The sequence below is a fragment of the Arthrobacter sp. NyZ413 genome, from assembly GCF_049390645.1.
GTDB lineage: Bacteria > Actinomycetota > Actinomycetes > Actinomycetales > Micrococcaceae > Arthrobacter.
Genome location: NZ_CP155434.1, coordinates 3,351,274 through 3,372,935 on the forward strand (window position 1 = coordinate 3,351,274; position 21,662 = coordinate 3,372,935).

General features: G+C 62.8%; 16 protein-coding genes. 3 read left to right on the forward strand and 13 right to left on the reverse strand.

Annotated features, from left to right (window positions below; all coding sequences use genetic code 11):
- Positions 1-51 precede the first annotated feature (51 nt).
- From fusA to rpoB, 5 genes are all read right to left on the reverse strand, one after another.
- A complete protein-coding gene (gene fusA / locus ABCW42_RS15665; protein WP_423182063.1) occupies positions 52-2,166 on the reverse strand; it encodes an elongation factor G in 2,115 nt (704 codons plus the stop codon).
- Positions 2,167-2,235: 69 nt separating this feature from the next.
- Positions 2,236-2,706, reverse strand: a complete 471-nt coding sequence (gene rpsG / locus ABCW42_RS15670; RefSeq protein ID WP_059387355.1) for a 30S ribosomal protein S7 — start codon at positions 2,704-2,706, stop codon at positions 2,236-2,238.
- Position 2,707: 1 nt separating this feature from the next.
- Positions 2,708-3,082, reverse strand: a complete 375-nt coding sequence (rpsL, locus tag ABCW42_RS15675; RefSeq protein WP_009358312.1) for a 30S ribosomal protein S12 — start codon at positions 3,080-3,082, stop codon at positions 2,708-2,710.
- Between the two features lie 397 nt (positions 3,083-3,479).
- Positions 3,480-7,379, reverse strand: coding sequence for a DNA-directed RNA polymerase subunit beta' (locus tag ABCW42_RS15680; RefSeq protein WP_133202384.1), 3,900 nt, complete (start codon positions 7,377-7,379; stop codon positions 3,480-3,482).
- Between the two features lie 103 nt (positions 7,380-7,482).
- Entirely contained in the window at positions 7,483-10,989 is a 3,507-nt protein-coding gene (gene rpoB / locus ABCW42_RS15685; RefSeq protein WP_133202385.1) for a DNA-directed RNA polymerase subunit beta, read from the reverse strand.
- A 397-nt stretch (positions 10,990-11,386) separates the two neighbouring features.
- On the opposite strand from rpoB, the gene ABCW42_RS15690 reads away from it, so the two are divergent.
- Both ABCW42_RS15690 and ABCW42_RS15695 read left to right on the forward strand, forming a co-directional pair.
- On the forward strand, positions 11,387-12,595 hold the full coding sequence (locus ABCW42_RS15690) for an acetyl-CoA C-acetyltransferase (protein WP_423182064.1): 1,209 nt from the start codon (positions 11,387-11,389) through the stop codon (positions 12,593-12,595).
- A gap of 182 nt (positions 12,596-12,777) precedes the next feature.
- The gene (locus ABCW42_RS15695) at positions 12,778-13,245 is read left to right on the forward strand and encodes an aminoacyl-tRNA deacylase (protein ID WP_423182065.1); all 468 of its coding nucleotides are present in this window, start codon (positions 12,778-12,780) and stop codon (positions 13,243-13,245) included.
- Positions 13,246-13,312: 67 nt separating this feature from the next.
- On the opposite strand, the gene ABCW42_RS15700 is transcribed toward ABCW42_RS15695, so the two are convergent.
- A complete protein-coding gene (locus ABCW42_RS15700; protein ID WP_423181917.1) occupies positions 13,313-14,512 on the reverse strand; it encodes an IS30 family transposase in 1,200 nt (399 codons plus the stop codon).
- A gap of 156 nt (positions 14,513-14,668) precedes the next feature.
- On the opposite strand from ABCW42_RS15700, the gene ABCW42_RS15705 reads away from it, so the two are divergent.
- On the forward strand, positions 14,669-15,799 hold the full coding sequence (locus ABCW42_RS15705) for an IS1249 family transposase (RefSeq protein ID WP_423182066.1): 1,131 nt from the start codon (positions 14,669-14,671) through the stop codon (positions 15,797-15,799).
- Positions 15,800-15,951: 152 nt separating this feature from the next.
- Here the strand turns inward: ABCW42_RS15705 and rplL are convergent, their stop codons facing one another.
- The 7 genes from rplL to secE form a co-directional block, all read right to left on the reverse strand.
- Positions 15,952-16,329: a 50S ribosomal protein L7/L12 gene (gene rplL / locus ABCW42_RS15710; RefSeq protein WP_133202388.1), complete on the reverse strand. Its 378-nt coding sequence runs from the start codon at positions 16,327-16,329 to the stop codon at positions 15,952-15,954.
- 76 nt (positions 16,330-16,405) lie between these two features.
- Positions 16,406-17,011 carry a 50S ribosomal protein L10 gene (gene rplJ / locus ABCW42_RS15715; RefSeq protein WP_423182067.1) on the reverse strand — a complete coding sequence of 202 codons (606 nt, stop codon included), beginning with the start codon at positions 17,009-17,011 and terminating at the stop codon, positions 16,406-16,408.
- A gap of 312 nt (positions 17,012-17,323) precedes the next feature.
- Positions 17,324-18,457 carry a GNAT family N-acetyltransferase gene (locus tag ABCW42_RS15720; RefSeq protein ID WP_423182068.1) on the reverse strand — a complete coding sequence of 378 codons (1,134 nt, stop codon included), beginning with the start codon at positions 18,455-18,457 and terminating at the stop codon, positions 17,324-17,326.
- Positions 18,458-18,793: 336 nt separating this feature from the next.
- Positions 18,794-19,501, reverse strand: coding sequence for a 50S ribosomal protein L1 (gene rplA / locus ABCW42_RS15725; protein WP_133202391.1), 708 nt, complete (start codon positions 19,499-19,501; stop codon positions 18,794-18,796).
- A 316-nt stretch (positions 19,502-19,817) separates the two neighbouring features.
- Positions 19,818-20,246 (reverse strand): 50S ribosomal protein L11, encoded by a 429-nt coding sequence (gene rplK, locus ABCW42_RS15730; protein WP_043483056.1) that lies wholly within the window; start codon positions 20,244-20,246, stop codon positions 19,818-19,820.
- Between the two features lie 129 nt (positions 20,247-20,375).
- Entirely contained in the window at positions 20,376-21,224 is an 849-nt protein-coding gene (gene nusG, locus ABCW42_RS15735; protein ID WP_423182069.1) for a transcription termination/antitermination protein NusG, read from the reverse strand.
- A gap of 117 nt (positions 21,225-21,341) precedes the next feature.
- Positions 21,342-21,623, reverse strand: coding sequence for a preprotein translocase subunit SecE (gene secE, locus ABCW42_RS15740; protein WP_133202393.1), 282 nt, complete (start codon positions 21,621-21,623; stop codon positions 21,342-21,344).
- Positions 21,624-21,662: the final 39 nt, after the last annotated feature.

Below are 21,662 nucleotides of genomic sequence, written 5' to 3' on the forward strand. Positions count from 1 at the left end.
CTGGATGCTCCCCCGGGCCCCGGGCAAACATCCTGGTTGTTCCGTCGGTGATTACTCGCCGCGGGTCTTCTGGATGATCTCGTCGGCAACAGCCTTCGGGACCTCGGCGTAGCTGTTGAACGTCATGGAGTAAACAGCGCGGCCCTGGGTCTTCGAACGCAGGTCACCGATGTAGCCGAACATGCCGGACAGCGGGACGTGCGCACGGATCACCTTGACGCCGGCGGCATCTTCCATGGACTGCATCTGGCCACGGCGGGCGTTCAGGTCACCAATAACGTCACCCATGTATTCCTCAGGGGTGCGGACCTCAACTTCCATCATCGGCTCAAGCAGGACCGGGTTCGCCTTGCGGGCAGCTTCCTTGAACGCCATGCGACCGGCGATCTTGAAGGCCATTTCCGAGGAGTCAACATCGTGGTACGCGCCGTCAATCAGCGTGGCCTTGATGCCGACAACCGGGTAACCGGCCAGAACGCCGTCGGTGAGCGCATCCTGGATACCCGCGTCAACGGACGGGATGTACTCGCGGGGCACGCGGCCACCGGTGACCTTGTTCTCGAATGCGTAGAGCTCGCCATCCGTGGTGTCCATCGGCTCGATCGCGATCTGGACCTTTGCGAACTGGCCCGAACCACCGGTCTGCTTCTTGTGCGTGTAGTCGTGACGCTCTACGGCACGCTTGATGGTTTCACGGTAGGCGACCTGCGGCTTGCCGACGTTTGCCTCGACCTTGAATTCGCGGCGCATGCGGTCCACCAGGATGTCCAGGTGGAGCTCGCCCATGCCGGCGATGATGGTCTGGCCGGTGTCTTCGTTGAGGGAGACCTGGAAGGTCGGGTCCTCAGCGGAGAGCTTCTGGATAGCCGTGGAGAGCTTCTCCTGGTCACCCTTGGTGTTCGGCTCGATGGCAACGGAGATCACGGGCTCCGGGAAGCTCATGGATTCCAGGACGATCTGCTCGGACGAGTCGCACAGGGTGTCGCCCGTGGTGGTGTCCTTGAGGCCGATGGCTGCGTAGATGTGGCCGGCGGTAGCGCCCTCGACGGGCATTTCCTTGTTGGCGTGCATCTGGAACAGCTTGCCGATGCGCTCCTTCTTGCCCTTGGTGGAGTTGACCACCTGGGCGCCTGCTTCCACGTGACCGGAGTACACGCGGATGAAGGTGAGCTGGCCGAAGAACGGGTGAGCCGCGATCTTGAACGCGAGGGCCGAGAACGGCTCTTCCGCGGAAGGCTTGCGGCTGAGTTCCTTGGATTCGTCGCGGGGGTCGTGGCCGATCATCGGCGGGACGTCCAGCGGGTTCGGCAGGTAGTCGACAACAGCATCCAGCATCGGCTGCACGCCACGGTTCTTGAACGCAGAACCGCAGAGGACCGGGTAGAGCTCGGAGTTGATGGTCATCTTGCGGATGCCGGCCTTGAGTTCCTCAAGGGTGAGTTCTTCACCTTCGAGGTACTTCTCCATGAGCTCTTCGGAAGACTCGGCTACAGTCTCAACGAGCTGTGCACGGTATTCCTCTGCCTTGGCCTGGAGATCGGCGGGGATCTCCTGGACCTCGTACTTGGCACCCATGGTGACGTCACCCTTGGCATCGCCCGGCCAGACCAGTGCGCGCATCTGGAGCAAGTCCACGACGCCGACGAAGTCGTTCTCGGAACCGATGGGCAGCTGGAGGACCAGCGGCTTGGCGCCGAGGCGGCTGATGATGGTGTCTACGGTGAAGTAGAAGTCGGCACCGAGCTTGTCCATCTTGTTGACGAAGCAGATACGCGGCACGTTGTACTTGTCGGCCTGGCGCCAGACAGTCTCGGACTGCGGCTCGACGCCTTCCTTGCCATCGAAGACAGCGACGGCGCCGTCGAGGACGCGCAGGGAGCGCTCAACCTCGACCGTGAAGTCCACGTGGCCCGGTGTGTCGATGATGTTGATCTGGTTCTTGTCCCAGAAGCAAGTCACGGCGGCGGACGTGATGGTGATGCCGCGTTCCTTTTCCTGTTCCATCCAGTCGGTCGTCGAAGCGCCGTCGTGCGTTTCGCCGATCTTGTGGTTCACACCTGTGTAGAACAGAATGCGCTCGGTGGTGGTGGTCTTGCCGGCATCGATGTGGGCCATGATGCCGATGTTGCGGACCTTGCTAAGGTCGGTAAGCACGTCCTGTGCCACGGGGTCTCCCTTTCGGATGGACTACGCGTTCGCCGCCGGCTCGGTCGAGTCGGCGGCGAACGGGAAGTTTTACCAGCGGTAGTGTGCGAAGGCCTTGTTCGACTCGGCCATCTTGTGGGTGTCTTCGCGACGCTTCACAGCGGCACCGAGACCGTTGGACGCATCCAGGATTTCGTTCTGGAGGCGCTCGGTCATCGTCTTCTCACGGCGGGCCTTGGAGTAGCCGACCAGCCAACGCAGGGCGAGGGCAGTGGAGCGGCCGGGCTTGACCTCAACCGGAACCTGGTAGGTTGCGCCACCGACACGGCGGGAGCGGACCTCAAGGGAAGGCTTGACGTTGTCCATTGCCTTCTTGAGGGCGGCGACGGGGTCGCCACCGGACTTGGCGCGGGCACCTTCGAGGGCGCCGTAAACGATGCGCTCAGCGGTGGACTTCTTGCCGTCGATGAGAACCTTGTTGATCAGCTGGGTGACCAACGGGGAACCGTAAACGGGATCGGAAACGAGCGGCCGCTTCGGGGCCGGACCCTTGCGAGGCATATTACTTCTTCTCCATCTTTGCGCCGTAGCGGCTGCGGGCCTGCTTGCGGTTCTTGACACCCTGGGTATCGAGGGCACCACGGACGATCTTGTAACGGACACCCGGGAGGTCCTTCACACGACCACCACGGACGAGCACGATGGAGTGCTCCTGGAGGTTGTGGCCAACACCGGGGATGTAGGCGGTAACTTCAACGCCACCGTTGAGGCGCACACGGGCAACCTTACGCAGAGCCGAGTTCGGCTTCTTCGGGGTGGTCGTGTAAACGCGGGTGCAAACACCGCGGCGCATCGGGCTGCCCTTAAGCGCGGGAGCCTTGGTCTTGGAGACCTTAGGCGTGCGGCCCTTGCGGACCAGCTGGTTAATCGTAGGCACTTTCGTGTTCTCCGTTGGTTTGATCTCTGCCCTCGCACCCAGGCGCCAGCCTGGGTTTAAGCGAAAGCTTTGGCGTTGTTCATGCGGCCGGGGATCCAAAGGGTCCGCGGGCGTGCAAAAGTGCGGCATTCGTTGCGCACGTTGCCCGCAACCCGGAAACAGGCTCCACCCGACATCATGAGAACAAAACCAAAATGATGCCGTGGCGGCCTTCATCCACTGCCACACAGAACAATTACGAAAATTCTAGCATGGCTTGATCTCCCGCCTTAATCGGGTGTAAGCGTACGACGCCGGTGCTGCCGCCCACTTGAGTGCCGCCCGACCGCCGTCGGGCACTCCCGAAACGGGAAGGACCCCGCACCCAGTGAGTGCGGGGTCCTTCCGTGATCGGTTCTCAGCGGAAGTCGTTGCCGAGATCGTAGTCGTCCAGCGGGATGGCGTGGAACTCGGGAGCTCCGTCGCCGCCCAGGGCGTCGTACGAGAAATCGGTGAAAGCGCTGGGGCCCGTGAACAGGCTTGCCTTCGCTTCTTCCGTCGGCTCCACCGTCACTTCGGTGTAGCGCGGCAGACCCGTACCAGCCGGGATCAGCTTACCGATGATGACGTTCTCCTTGAGGCCGAGCAGGGGGTCGCTCTTGCCTTCCATGGCCGCCTGCGTCAGGACGCGGGTGGTCTCCTGGAAGGAAGCGGCCGACAGCCAGGACTCGGTTGCCAAGGACGCCTTGGTGATACCCATGAGTTCCGGACGGCCCGAAGCCGGGGTACGGCCCTCGGACACCACGCGACGGTTCTCGTCCTCGAAGCGGCTGCGCTCGGCGAGCTCGCCCGGAAGCAGCTCGGAGTCGCCGGATTCGATGACGGTCACGCGGCGCAGCATCTGGCGGACGATGACTTCCACGTGCTTGTCGTGGATGCCGATGCCCTGGCTGCGGTAAACGCCCTGGACCTCGTCCACCAGGAACTTCTGGGCGGCACGCGGACCCATGATGCGCAGAACCTGCTTCGGGTCCACCGGACCGTTGATCAGCTTCTGGCCGACACTGACGTGCTGGCCATCCTCGATCAGGAGGCGGGAACGGCGCAGCACCGGGTAGGCGATCTCCTCGGAGCCATCGTCCGGGGTGATGATGAGGCGCATCTGGCGCTCGGACTCTTCGATGGTGATGCGTCCGGCTGCTTCCGCAATCGGTGCGACACCCTTCGGAGTACGCGCTTCGAAGAGCTCCTGGATACGGGGCAGACCCTGGGTGATGTCGTCGCCACCGCTGGCGGAAACAGCACCACCGGTGTGGAACGTACGCATGGTCAGCTGGGTACCGGGTTCACCGATCGACTGTGCGGCGATGATGCCGACGGCCTCTCCGATGTCCACGGTCTTGCCGGTGGCCAGCGAACGGCCGTAGCAAAGCGCACAGGTACCGACCTTGGACTCACACGTGAGCACGGAACGGACCTTGACCTCGGTGATGCCCGCCGCGAGCAGCTCGGCAATGACGACGTCGCCGCAGTCGGTGCCGGCAGCGGCGAGGACCGCACCATTGGCGTCGAGGACGTCGACGGCGAGGGTACGTGCGTAGGCACTGTTCTCGACGTTTTCGTCCAGGACCAGCTCACCGTTGGAGTCCGGCACGGCGATCGCGGTCATGAGGCCGCGCTCGGTGCCACAGTCCTCTTCGCGAACGATGACGTCCTGCGAAACGTCCACCAGACGACGGGTCAGGTAACCCGAGTTGGCGGTACGCAGAGCGGTATCGGCCAGGCCCTTACGGGCACCGTGCGTGGCGATGAAGTACTCCAGGACCGACAGGCCTTCGCGGTACGAAGACTTGATCGGACGCGGGATAATCTCACCCTTCGGGTTGGCCACGAGGCCACGGATACCCGCGATCTGGCGAACCTGCATCCAGTTACCACGTGCACCGGAGGACACCATGCGGTTGATGGTGTTCATCGGGGACAGGCTGTCACGCATCGCCTGGGCGATCTCGTTGGTGGCCTTGTTCCAGATCTCGATCAGTTCCTGGCGACGCTCGTCGTCGTCGATCAGGCCCTTGTCGTACTGGCCCTGGATCTTCGAAGCCATCGTCTCGTACCCGGCAAGGATGCCCGGCTTCGACGTGGGGACCTCGATGTCCGAGATTGCAACGGTCACGCCCGAGCGGGTTGCCCAGTAGAAACCGGCGTCCTTCAGGTTGTCCAGCGTCGCAGCCGTGACGACCTTCGGGTAACGCTCCGCGAGGTCGTTGACGATCCGCGAAAGCTCACCCTTGTCCGCAACGGCCTCAACCCACGGGTAGTCCTCGGGCAGGGTCTCATTGAAGATGACCTGGCCCAGGGAGGTCTGGACGAGCGCGGGCTGACCCGGCTCCCAGCCTTCCGGAGCTTCCCAGCCCGCGTAAGGAACAAAGCCCTCGAGGCGGATCTTGACCTGGGAGTTCAGGTGCAGCTCACGGGCGTCGTACGCCATGATGGCTTCCGAAACCGAGGAGAAGATCCGGCCTTCGCCTGCCGAACCAACACGCTTGGTGGTCAGGTGGTACAGGCCGATGATCATATCCTGCGAAGGCAGGGTCACCGGACGGCCATCCGACGGCTTCAGGATGTTGTTCGAGGACAGCATCAGGATGCGGGCTTCAGCCTGCGCTTCGGGGCTCAGCGGCAGGTGGACTGCCATCTGGTCGCCGTCGAAGTCGGCGTTGAAGGCGCCACAAACCAGCGGGTGGAGCTGGATTGCCTTGCCTTCGACAAGCTGCGGCTCGAATGCCTGGATACCGAGGCGGTGCAGGGTAGGTGCACGGTTGAGCAGCACCGGGTGTTCGGTGATGATCTCTTCCAGCACGTCCCAGACCTGCGGACGGTAACGCTCGACCATGCGCTTTGCCGACTTGATGTTCTGGGCGTGGTTGAGGTCAACCAGGCGCTTCATCACGAACGGCTTGAAGAGCTCCAGCGCCATCTGCTTGGGCAGGCCGCACTGGTGCAGCTTCAGCTGCGGGCCGACGACGATGACCGAACGGCCGGAGTAGTCGACGCGCTTGCCGAGCAGGTTCTGGCGGAAACGGCCTTGCTTGCCCTTGAGCATGTCGCTCAGGGACTTCAGCGGACGGTTGCCCGGACCGGTGACGGGGCGGCCGCGACGGCCGTTGTCGAAGAGGCTGTCAACAGCTTCCTGAAGCATGCGCTTCTCGTTGTTGACGATGATCTCCGGAGCACCGAGGTCAAGCAGGCGCTTGAGGCGGTTGTTGCGGTTGATCACGCGGCGGTAGAGGTCGTTGAGGTCGGAGGTCGCGAAGCGGCCACCGTCCAGCTGGACCATCGGGCGCAGTTCCGGCGGGATCACCGGGACGGCGTCCAGCACCATGCCGAGCGGGCTGTTGTTGGTGGTCAGGAACGCGTTGACCACCTTCAGGCGCTTGAGGGCGCGGGTCTTGCGCTGGCCCTTGCCGTTCTGGATGGTGTCGCGCAGGGCCTCTGCCTCTGCCACCATGTCGAAGTTCTCAAGGCGCTTCTTGATGGCTTCGGCACCCATGGAGCCTTCGAAGTACATGCCATAGCGGTCACGCAGTTCTCGGTACAGGCCCTCGTCACCTTCGAGGTCGGCGACCTTGAGGTTCTTGAAGCGGTCCCAGACCTGCTCGAGGCGCTCGATCTCGGCGTCCGCGCGCTTGCGGACGTTGGCCATCTGGCGGTCCGCGGAATCGCGGGCCTTCTTCTTGTCGGCAGCCTTCGCGCCTTCGCCTTCGAGGCGGGCAAGCTCGTCCTCGAGGTCGCGGGCGATCGTGGCGATATCGCTGTCGCGGGTGTCGATGAGCTGCTTCTTCTCGAGGTCGTGCTCAACCTGGAGGTTCGGCAGTTCCGCGTGGCGGTTCTCGGTGTCGACGCTGGTGATCATGTAGGCAGCGAAGTAGATGACCTTCTCGAGGTCCTTCGGCGCCAAGTCAAGGAGGTAGCCCAAACGGGAGGGAACACCCTTGAAGTACCAGATGTGGGTAACGGGAGCGGCGAGCTCGATGTGGCCCATGCGCTCGCGACGCACCTTGGCCCGGGTGACTTCGACGCCACAACGCTCACAAATGATGCCCTTGAAGCGCACGCGCTTGTACTTGCCGCAGTAGCATTCCCAGTCGCGGGACGGGCCGAAGATCTTCTCGCAGAAGAGGCCGTCCTTCTCGGGCTTGAGCGTGCGGTAGTTGATGGTTTCCGGCTTCTTGACCTCACCGTACGACCAGCCGCGGATGTCTTCCGCGGTGGCGAGGCCGATCTGCATGAGGCCGAAGGAGGATTCGCTGGACATATGGTCCCTGTTCTCTCTTGTTCTCTAAATTCTGAAGTCTTGGTTTACGGCAAAGAGGCAGCGCCCTGGGCTGACGGTCCGAGGACCGCCAGCCCGGCGGCTGTTAGACCTCTTCTACGGAGCTGGGCTCTGCGCGAGACAGATCAATGCCCAGTTCTTCCGCAGCCGTAAAGACTGCGTCATCAGAGTCACGCATTTCGATCGTCGTGCCATCCGTGGAGAGAACCTCCACGTTCAGGCACAGCGACTGCATTTCCTTGATCAAAACCTTGAAGGATTCCGGAACGCCGGGTTCGGGGATGTTCTCGCCCTTGACGATGGCTTCGTAAACCTTCACGCGGCCGTGGATGTCATCCGACTTGATCGTGAGCAGTTCCTGGAGGGTGTAGGCGGCGCCGTATGCCTCGAGCGCCCACACTTCCATTTCACCGAAACGCTGACCACCGAACTGTGCCTTACCACCCAGCGGCTGCTGCGTGATCATGGAGTACGGGCCGGTGGAGCGGGCGTGGATCTTGTCGTCCACCAAGTGGTGGAGCTTCAGGATGTACATGTAGCCCACGGAGATCGGGTCCGGGAACGGCTCGCCGGAGCGGCCGTCGAACAACCGGGTCTTGCCGGAGGAGTCGATCAGGCGGTCGCCGTCGCGGGTCACGTTCGTGGAATCCAGCAGGCCGGTGATTTCCTCTTCGCGCGCACCGTCGAACACCGGGGTGGCAACAGTCGTCTGGCCGGTTTCACGAGGCAGGTTCGGCAGGTTCTTGACCCACTCCGGCTCGCCTTCGATCTTCCAACCCGTCTTGGCAACCCAGCCGAGGTGGGTTTCCAGCACCTGGCCGACGTTCATGCGACCCGGAACACCAAGCGGGTTCAGGACGATGTCAACCGGCGTACCGTCCGCGAGGAACGGCATGTCTTCGACAGGCAGGATCTTGGAAATGACACCCTTGTTGCCGTGGCGGCCGGCGAGCTTGTCGCCGTCGGTGATCTTTCGCTTGGCAGCCACGTAGACGCGGACCAGCTGGTTGACGCCCGGCGGCAGTTCGTCGTCGTTGTCGCGGTCGAAGACGCGGACGCCGATAACCGTGCCGGATTCGCCGTGCGGAACCTTCAGGGAGGTGTCGCGCACTTCGCGGGACTTCTCGCCGAAGATCGCGCGGAGCAGGCGCTCTTCCGGAGTCAGCTCGGTTTCACCCTTCGGGGTGACCTTGCCCACCAGGATATCGCCGGCTTCAACCTCCGCACCGATGTGGATGATGCCGCGCTCGTCCAGTCCCGCAAGGACTTCCTCGGACACGTTCGGGATGTCACGGGTGATTTCCTCGGCACCAAGCTTGGTGTCGCGGGCATCGATCTCGTGCTCCTCGATGTGGATGGAGGAAAGGACGTCCTCGGCAACGATGCGCTGCGACAGGATGATGGCGTCCTCGAAGTTGTGGCCTTCCCAGGACATGAATGCCACGAGGAGGTTCTTTCCGAGGGCGAGCTCACCCTGGTCCGTCGCGGGGCCGTCAGCAATGATGCCGCCGACCTCGAGGCGCTGGCCTTCGTTGACCAGTACACGGTGGTTGTAGCAGTTGCCCTGGTTGGAGCGGGCGAACTTGTTGATGCGGTAGCTGGTTTCCGTGCCGTCGTCGTTGAGCATGGTGACGAGGTCCGCGGAAACTTCGTTGACCACACCGGCCTTCTTCGCGATGACAACGTCACCGGCGTCGACGGCAGCGGCGCGTTCCATGCCGGTACCCACGAAGGGAGCCTCGGAACGAACCAACGGCACAGCCTGGCGCTGCATGTTGGCACCCATGAGTGCGCGGTTTGCATCGTCATGTTCGAGGAACGGGATCAGCGCCGTAGCAACGGACACCATCTGGCGCGGGGAAACGTCCATGAACTGGACATCCTCTGCCGGAACGAGGACAGGCTCGCCTCCACCACCACGGGCACGGACAAGAACGGTCTCTTCGGCAAAACGCTTGTTCTCGTCGAGCGGAGCGTTGGCCTGGGCGATCAGGACCTCGGCTTCGTCGTCCGCCGTAAGGTACTGGACGTCGTCGGACACGACGCCGTCCTTCACCAGGCGGTACGGGGTCTCGATGAAACCGAACGGGTTGATCCGGCCGTAGGATGCCAGCGAACCGATGAGGCCGATGTTCGGACCTTCAGGGGTTTCGATCGGGCACATGCGTCCGTAGTGCGACGGGTGGACGTCTCGGACTTCCATGCCGGCGCGGTCACGGGACAGACCACCCGGGCCAAGGGCCGAGAGGCGGCGCTTGTGGGTCAGGCCGGACAACGGGTTGTTCTGGTCCATGAACTGGGACAGCTGGGAAGTTCCGAAGAACTCCTTGATCGCGGCCACCACGGGGCGGATGTTGATCAGGGTCTGCGGCGTGATCGCTTCGACGTCCTGCGTGGTCATGCGTTCGCGGACGACGCGCTCCATGCGGGACAGGCCGGTGCGGACCTGGTTCTCGATGAGCTCGCCGACGGCGCGGATGCGGCGGTTGCCGAAGTGGTCGATGTCGTCGATTTCCACGCGGAGTTCGTGTTCTTCGCCATCGCGCTTGCCCATGAGGGTCTTCTCGCCGGCGTGCAGCGCGACGAGGAACTTGATCATGGCCACGATGTCTTCGACGTGCAGGACCGAAGCTTCCTTGTCACCAAGGGAGCGGTCGATGCCGAGCTTCCGGTTGATCTTGTAACGGCCAACCTTGGCGAGGTCGTAGCGCTTCGGGTTGAAGTACAGGTTGTCCAGCAAGGACTGGGCAGCCTCGACGGTGGGCGGCTCGCCCGGACGCAGCTTGCGGTAGATGTCCAAGAGCGCGTCTTCGCGGGTTTCGGTGGCGTCCTTCTCCAGGGTTGCCCGCATGGAGTCGTACTGGCCGAACTCTTCGAGGATCTGGCCTTCGGTCCAGCCGAGGGCCTTCAGGAGAACGGTGACCGACTGCTTGCGCTTGCGGTCGAGGCGGACGCCGACTTGGTCGCGCTTGTCGATTTCCAGTTCAAACCATGCACCGCGGGAAGGGATGATCTTCGCGGTGAAAATGTCCTTGTCACTGGTCTTGTCAGCGGCGCGCTCGAAGTAGGCGCCCGGCGAACGGACCAGCTGGGAGACGACGACACGCTCGGTGCCGTTGACGACGAACGTTCCCTTTTCAGTCATGAGGGGGAAGTCGCCCATGAACACGGTCTGCTGCTTGATTTCGCCCGTGTTGTTGTTCATGAACTCGGCCTTGACATACAGGGGTGCCGAGTAAGTGGCGTCACGGTCTTTGCATTCGGCCATGGTGTACTTCGGATCAGCGAACTCCGGCTCGGAGAAGCTCAGGGACATGGTGCCCTGGAAGTCCTCGATGGGGGAGATCTCTTCGAAGATGTCAGCGAGTCCCGACGTGGTGGCGACGCTGAGGTCGCCTTCCTCGACAGCCTTCGCTACCCGCGCCTGCCAGCGTTCGTTTCCGACCAGCCAGTCAAAGCTGTCCGTCTGCAGGGCGAGTAGATTCGGAACGTCCAGTGGTTCGTGAATCTTTGCGAATGAGAGCCGGCGAGTCGCACCGTCGGTGCTTGCCGTGTTAGCGGTTTCGTTATTAGAGGTGCTCGAGGCGACCAAGAGGGATCCTTCCACAGACCTTCAGGCGTTTTCAGATCTCCCCCGCTTGCACGTTGCGGACTGAATCCGCAGCGTACCTTTCCGGTTCCGCTATATGACCCGGGACCCCGGCCGACCAAGGCCGCGCACGTACTAGACGGCACATCAATGGCACAGCTGAGGGGTGTAGCCCACCGCTATATGAAGGCTGAAGGTTAACAGGGAAGACGCAAATATCCACAATACGGCAAATCAACCCACCTGTCTACCCCACATTGCGTTCGAATGCAAGCACTGTTGCTGAAGGCACCTATAAGGTAAGGCGCGGCGGAATGTTGTTTCGGGCCCCATTGTTGAATGAAGAGGCATGGGTGCCGCGATAGCCTAGGCTCACCAACCTTGACCGGAAGAAGCAGAAATGAGCACTCCTTCAGACAAAAGTGACAACAACGACGTTGTCATCCTGGCCGCGACCCGAACCCCGCAGGGCCGGTTGAACGGCCAGCTCTCCGGGCTCACCGCCGTCGAACTCGGTGCGCACGCCATCACCGGCGCGCTGGCGGCGAGCGGGTTGACCGCCGACAAAGTGGACGCGGTGATCATGGGGCAAGTCCTGCAGGCCGGCGCCGGACAGAATCCTGCCCGGCAAAGCGCCATCGCCGCCGGCATCGGCTGGAACGTTCCGGCCGTCACCATCAACAAGGTTTGCCTCTCCGGCCTGACCGCCGTGATCGATGCGGCGCGCATGATCCGCGCCGGAGACGCCACCGTGGTGGTTGCCGGCGGGCAGGAATCCATGAGCCGGGCTCCCCACCTGCTCCCCGGTTCGCGCCAAGGGTGGAGCTACGGTGCGGTCCAGGCCCTCGACGTCGCCGCCCACGACGGCCTCACCGACGCCTTCGACGGCCAGTCGATGGGCCTGTCCACCGAGATCGGGAACCTTGCGCTTGGCATCGACCGCCGCTCCCAGGACCAAGTGGCCGTGGCCTCCCACCAGCGCGCCGCTGCCGCCGCGGAACAGGGAGTGTTCGACGGCGAAATCTCCCCCATCAGCGTCAAGCAGCGTAAGGGCGACCCCGTGGTACTGGCCAGCGACGAAGGCGTGCGTCCCCAGACGACACTCGAGACCCTCGCCCCGCTGAAGAGCGCTTTCGCCACGGACGGAACCATCACGGCGGGCAACTCCTCTCCCCTGTCCGACGGCGCCTCCGCACTCGTGCTGACCAGCCGCCGCTTTGCCGAGGAAAACGGCCTCGACTACCTCGCCCTGGTGGGGCGCCCCGGACAAGTGGCCGGTCCGGACAACGGCCTCCACTCCCAGCCCGCCAACGCCATACGTCGCGCCCTGGACCGTGCAGGATGGGCGACGTCGGACCTGGACTTCATCGAAATCAACGAAGCCTTCGGCTCGGTGGCCGTCCAGTCGCTCAAGGACTTGGAATACCCCTTGGAAAAGTGCAATATCCACGGCGGAGCGATTGCCCTCGGGCATCCGATCGGAGCGTCCGGGGCGCGGCTTGCCGGCCATGCGGCCCACGAGCTCAAGCGCCGCGGAACAGGCAAGGCAGCCGTGGCCCTGTGCGGCGGCGGTGGCCAGGGCGAGGCGCTGCTCCTCTACCGCGACTAAACCCCGACGGCGGGCGGCCAGTTGGGCTTGGCTGCGCGGATGGGCAGTTGGGCGGCTGGGCGGCTGAGCTGGCCGGCTGGGCAGTTGGGCGGCTGGGCTGGCCGAGGAACGGCCCGGGGAAACGGCCGGAATTGGTACGCATTGGTTGTAATTGGTGAGAAACACCGGGAAACGAGGAATGAATGCGAGGCACCGAACGGTTCCTGGCCGACGCAGCCACCCGCGGGCTCGAAGTACAGCTGGTGGAACGGGCCGCTGCCAACAGCCTGGAAGAGGCCGCCCGCATACTGGGGATCACGCCGTCGGACATTGTGAAGTCCCTCGTGGTCAAGCACCGGGACGGTTCATTCCTGTTCGCCCTGATCCCGGGCGACCGGCAGATTTCCTGGCCGAAGCTGCGCGCGCTCCTCGGCGCCAACAAGCTCTCCATGCCGTCAGCCGACGTCGCCTTCGAAGCCACCGGCTATGAGCGCGGCACCATCACTCCCCTGGGCAGCTCAAAGCCCTGGCCGGTCTACGCGGATGCCTCCATCACCGGCCGGCGGATCTCGATGGGCGCCGGTGAGCACGGCTACAGCGCGTTCGTCGAAGCCGATGAGCTCACTGGAGCCTTGGGCGCGATGGTAGCCGACATAAGCGATCCCATCTAGGCAACGCGGGGTCACTTACGGCCCATTTGAGGCACTCAAAGTCAACTGGTCGTTGCAACAATGGGGTTTAGGCTGCGGTGGCGATGAGTTGGCGCATGCGTTGCTTTGGGGTCTCGAGGTTCAGTGTTGGGCGGGGCCGGTTGTTGAGTTTCTCGGCGATGGTCTCGAGGTCGTCGGCGGTGAAAACCGAGAGGTCTGTGCCTTTCTCGAACCAGTGGCGCAGCAGCCGGTTGGTGTTCTCGTTGGTTCCGCGCTGCCAGGGTGAGTGCGGGTCGCAGAAGTACACCCCCGCGTCCAATGCCATCTGGATGCGGGGGTACTGGACCATTTCGGAGCCGCGGTCCCAGGTCACGGTTTTGATCAGCTGATCCGGGAGCCGGCGCATCTGGGCGATCATCGCATCGGCGACTTCCTGGGCGGTGTGCCGGCCGGGCAGGTGCAGCAGGATCGTGTACCGGGTGCTGCGTTCGACCAGGGTGCCAACGGCGCTGCGGCCGTCCTTGCCCACGATGAGGTCGCCTTCCCAGTGCCCGGGCACGGCACGGTCAGCGGCCTCGGCGGGGCGTTCGGAGATCTTCGGAGCATCCTTGTAGTGCTGGCCTGCGTTTCCGCGGGGTCGCTCACCGCGGGGCGTTCGTTTGCTCCGGCTGGTGCTCAGGCACCGGTAAAGATCCTTGCGCAGCTCGCCCCGGCCCTGGACGTAGAGGCTCTGATAGATCGTTTCGTGGCTGATCTGCATGCTCTCATCGTGACCGAAGGTCTCCCTCAGAACCAAGGAGACCAGCTTCGGGGACCAGCCATCATCCATCGCGTCCTCGACGTACTTGACCAGCTCCGGGTTCTGAAGCCGGAACGCCTTGGGGCGCCGGGCGCGCTGATGGGTGAGTATCTGCGCCACATCGGCCTGATACGACCCGTCAGCTCCCCGGTTCCGACGGATTTCCCGCCACACCACCGACCGGTCCCGGCCGATTTCCCGGGCGATCGCCGCGACCCTGGCGCCCCCGCGGACCCGGATCATGATCACCGCCCGGTCCACCAGATTGAGCCGGTTCGACCCGGCCCGGACAGCCGGCACCGGGCCCGCCTCAACACCGCCGTCAACACCCCTACGCATCCGCATGCCGCCAGTCTTGCCCAACCACCGCTGCGTATTACTGCGCCACACCCCAATCCGGGCAGAGGCTTCCTTGACCGACACCCCCTGCCGCAGAAGAGAAAAGAACTCATCCTTCAGCGCATCGGGCGCCCGATAACCACTCGGCATGGCAACCTCCAAAACTCAGAATGTTGCAACGACCGGGTTATAGGACAAAACGTGTGTATGGGAGGGGCTTGCTTCCCAGTGAGCGCGCGGGAAATTAGAGGTAGCTAAGCTTTTGAAGCCTAGTGTGGCTGGGGTGCTTGCATATCTCTGGAGTGTTTGATTTGTGGTCGTGCGCTGGTTCGGAACGGCAAGACAGCTGCCGGCAAGCAGCGATACCGGTGCCTGGAATGCGGGGCGAGCCGTTCGGGTGAACGTCCTGACGTGAGCCGGCGTGCGGAATTGGACGCGTTCCTGGACTGGCTGCTGGGCACGTCGAGCCAGTCGTCCGCGACCTCCTTCGGAACGGCAAGGTCCTTCCGGCGCCGCACCTCGTGGTGTTGGAACATCGCCCCGGAGATCCCGGTCACCGGCGAGATCCATGACCAGATCCAGGTCGACGGGATCTACGTGGGCTCGTGGTGCTGCCTGATCGCTGTCGCTGGGGATCACGTGCTCGGCTGGCAGTGGTGCGACACCGAAAAGAAGGCCGCGTGGGCTGCCCTGCTCGGCCGGTTCCCGGCCCCCACCGTCGTGATTACCGATGGTGGCTCCGGAATCGCAGCAGCCCTGTCCGAGTGCTGGAGTGAGACCGCGGTCCAACGCTGCTTGGTCCATGTCCAGCGCAATGTCCGCTCCTACCTGACTGGCCGGCCCCGGACCGACGCAGGCAAGGCATTGCTGCGGCTCGGGCGGGCATTGACGAGGATCACCACCGCGTCCGAAGCCGCCGCGTGGCTAGGAGGGCTCAATGACTGGCACCGGAGTTACGGGCACCTGGTCAAAGCCCGCACCTATCGAAACGGCACTGCCGTCGTGCCGGGATGGGTTAGGGCCAATCAGGCCTGGTGGTACACCCATGACAGGCTCCGCAAGGCATACCGGCTCCTGGAACGACTCAGCCAGGCCGGGACGCTGTTCACCTACCTGCGCACCGAGTTCGCAGGCCTTCAGATCGCCTCGACCACCAAACGCATTGAAGGCGGCACCAACGCCCAACTCCGGCTACTCCTCCGAGCACACCGCGGAATGAGCGAAGAGCACCGCAAACGCGCGATCGAATGGTACCTCTACCTCCACAGCGAGCAGCCGCTGCCACCGGCCAAACTCATCAAGACCAGTCATTACCGCCCCGCCAAGACCACACCCGCGGCCCCTACCGAACAGAACCCAGGCCCTGAGCTCTACAGCACCGGCCTCATCGCCGAAGAAGGCCTCTGGACCCGCAAAGGATGGGCAGGCCGCACATGACGCGCCCGGGAATTACACACGTTTTGTCCTATAACCCCAACGACCGTATGATTCTGCGGCACCAACGTGGGCCGTAAGTGACCCCGCGTTGCCTTAAAAGCAAGGAAGCCCCGCCCGGACGAATCCGGACGGGGCTTCCTTGGTAAAGCGAGTTACTTGATGGTAACGGTGGCGCCAGCTTCTTCGAGCTGAGCCTTGGCCTTCTCGGCAGCTTCCTTGTTCGCACCTTCGAGGACAGCCTTCGGAGCACCGTCAACCAGGTCCTTGGCTTCCTTGAGGCCGAGGGAGGTGATAGCGCGGACTTCCTTGATCACTGCGATCTTCTTGTCGCCAGCAGCTTCGAGGATGACGTCGAATTCGGTCTTCTCTTCAGCTTCTTCAGCAGCGCCGCCGGCAGCCGGGCCAGCAACTGCAACGGCAGCAGCGGTAACTTCGAAGGTCTCTTCGAAGAGCTTGACGAACTCGGAGAGCTCGATGATGGTCAGTTCCTTGAAAGCTTCAATGAGCTCTTCGTTGCTGAGCTTCGCCATGTTGGCGTCCTTCCTTTAGGTGGTGCTGCCGCGGAGCATGTCCGCTACCGCACCGGAGTTTTGATTTGGGGAGAACCTAGTTCTCTTCGGTTGCTGCTTCAGCGGCTTCAGCCGGAGCGGCAGCCTCTTCTGCAGCAGCCTCGGCGGGAGCCTCTTCGGCAGCCGGTGCTTCTTCAGCGGCCGGAGCAGGAGCGCCGCCCTCTTCTTCAAGCTTGAGGCGCAGGGCGTCGATGATGCGTGCAGCAGCAGCGGCAGGAGCCTTGAGGACGCCTGCAACCTTTGCGAGCTGCAGCTCACGGGACTCGAGGGCCGCCAGGGCGGCAACCTCTGCTGCGTTCAGTGCCTTGCCTTCGAAGTAGCCGGTCTTGATGATCAGCTGCTTGTTGGTCTTGGCAAAGTCCGTCAGGCTCTTGGCGGCAGCAACCGCGTCACCCTTGATGAATGCAATCGCAGTGGGGCCGGCGAGCTGACCGTCGAACGCATCGACACCAGCTTCCTTGGCTGCAATGGCGGTCAGGGTGTTCTTGACGACCGAGAACTTGGTGTCCAGGCCGAGAGAAACACGCAGCTGCTTGAGCTGTGCGACAGAGAGCCCGCGGTATTCGGTCAGGACAGCGGCGGTCGATTCCTTGAAATCGTTCGTGATCTCAGCTACTGCTGCGATCTTGTTGGGCGTTGCCATAACCCTCCTTCCGGGGAATAAAGCCGGTTTTCCGGGTCCCCGCTCAAAAAGAGCTACAACTAAAAACGCCCCGCGCAGATGCACGGGGCTTGGCTCGACACAATACAACGATCATGGAGACTTGCTTCGTTCACCTGCGCCGGCCGCCCTTGTCAGGGTCCTTCGTCAAGGAAGCCACTTGGTTCTTCCGCGCACGGCTACAGTCTTGAGCTGTGCCCGGAGGAGTGGATTCCCATCAACCGACGGTCTTTGGTGGTTCAAGCTTACGGGACGGGCCAACACATCGCCAAATCGCGGCGACTACTCAGGCGACTACTCAGACGACGTGACCTTTGGTCCCGTGCCCGGCAGTTCCTTCTGCCACAATCCCGTGACGCCGGCGGTCGTGAAGCCCAGCTGGCGGTTCACCGTCAGAAGGTAGCGGTTTTCGGGCGCGTTCCAGGTGTAGATCACCCGGGCATCCGGGAACTGCTCGCTCAGCCGCTGCATGTTGGCAACCTTGATCAGCAGCCCCAGCTTGTTTCCGCGGTGCTCCTGCAACACGATCGTGTCGTCCTGGAAAACGACGTCCTGGCGTTGCGCCAGGACACCGATGGTGGTCAGTCCCACAATGCGCCCGCTCGCAACGTGCTCGACGGCGGTGACCACCGTGCGGCGGCCCTGCGCGACGGCGGCGTCCTCCGCCTGACGCAACACACCGGCGTCGAACACCAGCTCCTCTTGCGCTCCCGCAGGAGCCTCGCCGCCCTCGGTGGCCAGCTCCCCTGCCGCGTTCTCCAGGGCAGCCACGGCCTCAAGCCACTGCTCCGGGCAACGGTCGGTCCAATGGTGGAGGCTGTACCGGCCCGCGTTCGTATCTTCGGCCTCAAGTTCGAGCTCGGCCACGAGTTTGGAGTCCAGCGGCAGGATGCACGAACTGAACTGTTCGATGTGCTGGAGCGTGTAGCCCATCCGCATGGCGAAATCGACCTCGCGGCTGGCCAAGGGGACGAAGCCCAGGCCGCTGCCGGGAACCAGCTGCTCATCCGCGTTGCCCCGCAACGATGAGGCGGGGTGGTTGGTGTCCACCAGGACGATGCTGCGGCCCTCGCTCCTGGCGAAGTGCTCGGCCGCCTCCAGCAACTGCTTGCCGATTCCCCGGCGCTGGAAGTCCGGGAGGATATCGAGCGTGAACTCGGCCAGGTCCATGTTGTCCGCGAGCGGGAGCGCGATATCCACCGTGCCGACGATCCGTCCATCAACACGCGCCACCAGGATGACCTGGCGCTCATAAGGATCCGACAACTCGAGGAGCTTCTCCAACGGCGTGTATGCGAGGTCGTCGCTGCCCCACACCTGCATCCGGACTTTGCGGCTGACCTCGACGGCGTCCAGGAAATCCTTAGCGTCCCTGCCGTCCAGGGAATCGGGAATCCAGAGCTGGCCGATCTCCACAGTGCTCGTCATTTGGTCCTCTTTTGCCGTTCGCCGTCGTGTCCCGCCGGTCGGAAGCCGAGCTGCGTCTTGATTGCCAGCATATGTTCGTTTTCCCCGGCATTAAAAGTCATGACGCGCCGGGCAACGGGACAAATCCAGACGTTGGTCAATCATGTCCCTAGCTTAATGAGCGGCCGCCAGAGGCGGTAGATGCGGCTTGGCGGGAACCCCGTTGGCGGGGCACCTACGACGGCGGGAGTCGCCGTCGGGAAACCCGGCACCCCGACGGGGGCCGCCGTCGGGAGCGAAAAAAGGACCGCCCGGCACTAGGCCGGACGGTCCTTCTCGATTCGATGCTCGCCAGGCTTACGCCTCGGTGAGAACCTTGGTGACGTTCGGGTCGACGGTGATGCCCGGGCCGAACGTGGTGGCAACGGTGGCCTTCTGGATGTAGCGGCCCTTCGAAGCCGACGGCTTCAAACGGAGGACCTCTTCCAGGGCGGCTGCGTAGTTCTCAGCCAGCTTGACGGCGTCGAAGGAAACCTTGCCGATGATGAAGTGCAGGTTCGAGTGCTTGTCGACACGGAAGTCGATCTTGCCACCCTTGATGTCGTTGACAGCCTTGGTGACATCCGGGGTCACGGTACCGGTCTTCGGGTTCGGCATGAGGTTACGCGGGCCGAGGACCTTACCGAGGCGGCCAACCTTACCCATGAGGTCAGGCGTGGCAACGGCTGCGTCGAAGTCGGTCCAACCGCCGGCGATCTTTTCGATCAGGTCATCGGAACCAACGAAATCGGCGCCGGCAGCGATTGCTGCTTCGGCCTTGTCACCGGTCGCGAAGACGAGGACGCGGGCGGTCTTGCCGGTGCCGTGGGGCAGGTTGACCGTGCCGCGGACCATCTGGTCGGCCTTACGGGGGTCAACGCCGAGGCGGAAAGCTACCTCAACCGTTGCGTCGAACTTGGACGGGTTGATTTCCTTCGCCAGGCTGATGGCCTCGAACGGGGCGTAAACCTTGTCCGCCTCGATCTTGGCCGCGGCTGCCTCATATGCTTTGCTGCGCTTTGCCATGCTGCTTATTTCTCCTTGTGCAGTTGTGGTCTGCGGACCGCGCCGGGCCCTGCCACAGTTGGAAATCCGGCGTGGATCTCCAACATTTTCAATAATTCATTGGTGTCGGTTTCCCGACGGTTGAGGGTTTTAGCCCTCTACGGTATTTATTTGCCGAAAGTCTCCGGGACTCACTTCCGGCGAGTGCCTCGTTCCTCAGCCCTCACCGTCCGTTCATTCCTCGACTATTCGACGGTGTTTACTTGTCGAAAGCCTCCGGGACTCACTTCCGGCGAGTGCCTCGTTCCTCAGCCCTCACCGTCCGTTCATTCCTCGACTATTCGACGGTGATGCCCATCGAACGAGCGGTGCCCGCGATGATCTTTGCGGCGCCTTCGAGGCTCGTGGCGTTGAGGTCTTCCATCTTGGTGCTGGCGATCTCGTTGACCTGGGCCTGGGTCAGCTTGGCAACCTTGACGGTGTGCGGGGTAGCCGAACCCTTGGCGACGCCTGCAGCCTTCTTGATGAGCTCTGCAGCCGGCGGGGTCTTGGTGATGAAGGTGAAGGAACGGTCTTCGTAGACCGTGATTTCAACCGGGATGACGTTTCCGCGCTGGGCTTCCGTCGCAGCGTTGTACGCCTTGCAGAATTCCATGATGTTGACACCGTGCTGGCCAAGCGCAGGACCGATCGGCGGGGCCGGGTTGGCGGCACCTGCCTGGATCTGCAGCTTGATGAGGCCGGTGACCTTCTTTTTGGGAGCCAATGTGGGTCCTTCTCTCAATAACTTCCTGGGACACAGGAGCGTGCCTCAGGTTTGTGGCCGCCATGGCAAGGCGGCCGGCCGCTCCGTGGCTGCTAAGCAGGCATCCGCGGAGCGAAACTTTGGGGTCAACTAGATCTTGGTGACCTGGTTGAATGCGAGCGTAACCGGAGTCTCTCGCTCGAAGATCGACACGAGGACCACGAGGGTCTGCGATTCGACCTTGATCTCGGAGATCGTGGCCGGAAGGGTTTCGAACGGGCCTTCCTTGACGATGACGGATTCCCCGACTTCGAAGTCCACGTTGACGGGCGCCTGGTTCTGCTTGTTGACCGGCTTGCCCTTTTCCTGCTGCTCTTCTTCGAAGACCGGAGCCAGCATGGAGAAGACCTCATCGAGGCGCAGCGGAACCGGGTTGTGCGCGTTGCCCACGAAGCCGGTGACGCCCGGGGTGTGGCGGACCGCACCCCAGGAAGCGTCGGTCAGGTCCATGCGGACCAGGACGTAGCCCGGGATGCGCACGCGGTTGATGATCTTGCGCTGGGCGTTCTTGATCTCGACGACCTCCTCCATGGGAACCTGGATCTCGAAGATGTAATCTTCCATGTCCAGGGTCTGGATTCGGGTTTCGAGGTTGGCCTTGACGCGGTTTTCGTAGCCTGCGTAGGAGTGGATGACGTACCAGTCACCTTCCTGGCGGCGGAGTTTGGCCTTGAACTCTTCGGCGGGATCAACGGGTGCCTTCGCGGCAGCGGAGGCGAGGGCGTCGTCGTTCGACTCTTCGGCGTCATCCGCCTCTTCGTAGTCGGTCTCTTCGTCGTCGGCCGCGTCAGCGTCCTCGGGATCGACGTCGGTCTCGTCGTCGACGTCGGCAGTTTCGGGTGCAGCGGATTCGACCTCGGACTCCTCCACGGCTTCAGCCGCGTTGCCTGCCGGGCCATCCAGCTCAGTCTCAGTTACCTCGAGCTCCTGCTCAGACACTTGGTCTCCTGCTTCCTCATTGCCTAACATGCCTATTTAAATGGCTCAATTCCGCAAACCCTGCCAAATCCCTTGAATTTGAAGGGAATTCAACACGGTTTGCGGAGTGATCCGCGCCTAGCTGTTCGTGACGCCTGTACCGCCGAAGATCCACTTGATTCCAGTGCCGAAGACCAAATCCAGCAGAGTGACGACAAGCATCATGATTGCCACGAATACCAGCACCACGAGCGTGTAATTGATCAGTTCCTTGCGGGTGGGGGCCACGACCTTCTTGAGTTCGCCGATAATCTGGCGGACGAAGAGTGCGATTCGAGCGAAGAAGCCGGAATCGGCCTTTTTGGCAGGACGGCCCTTCGAGCTGCTTGCAGCTGTTTCGGTCACCTGTTCCTCACTCATCTATGCAAACGTCGTTGACCCGGCCCTGATCAGAGCCAT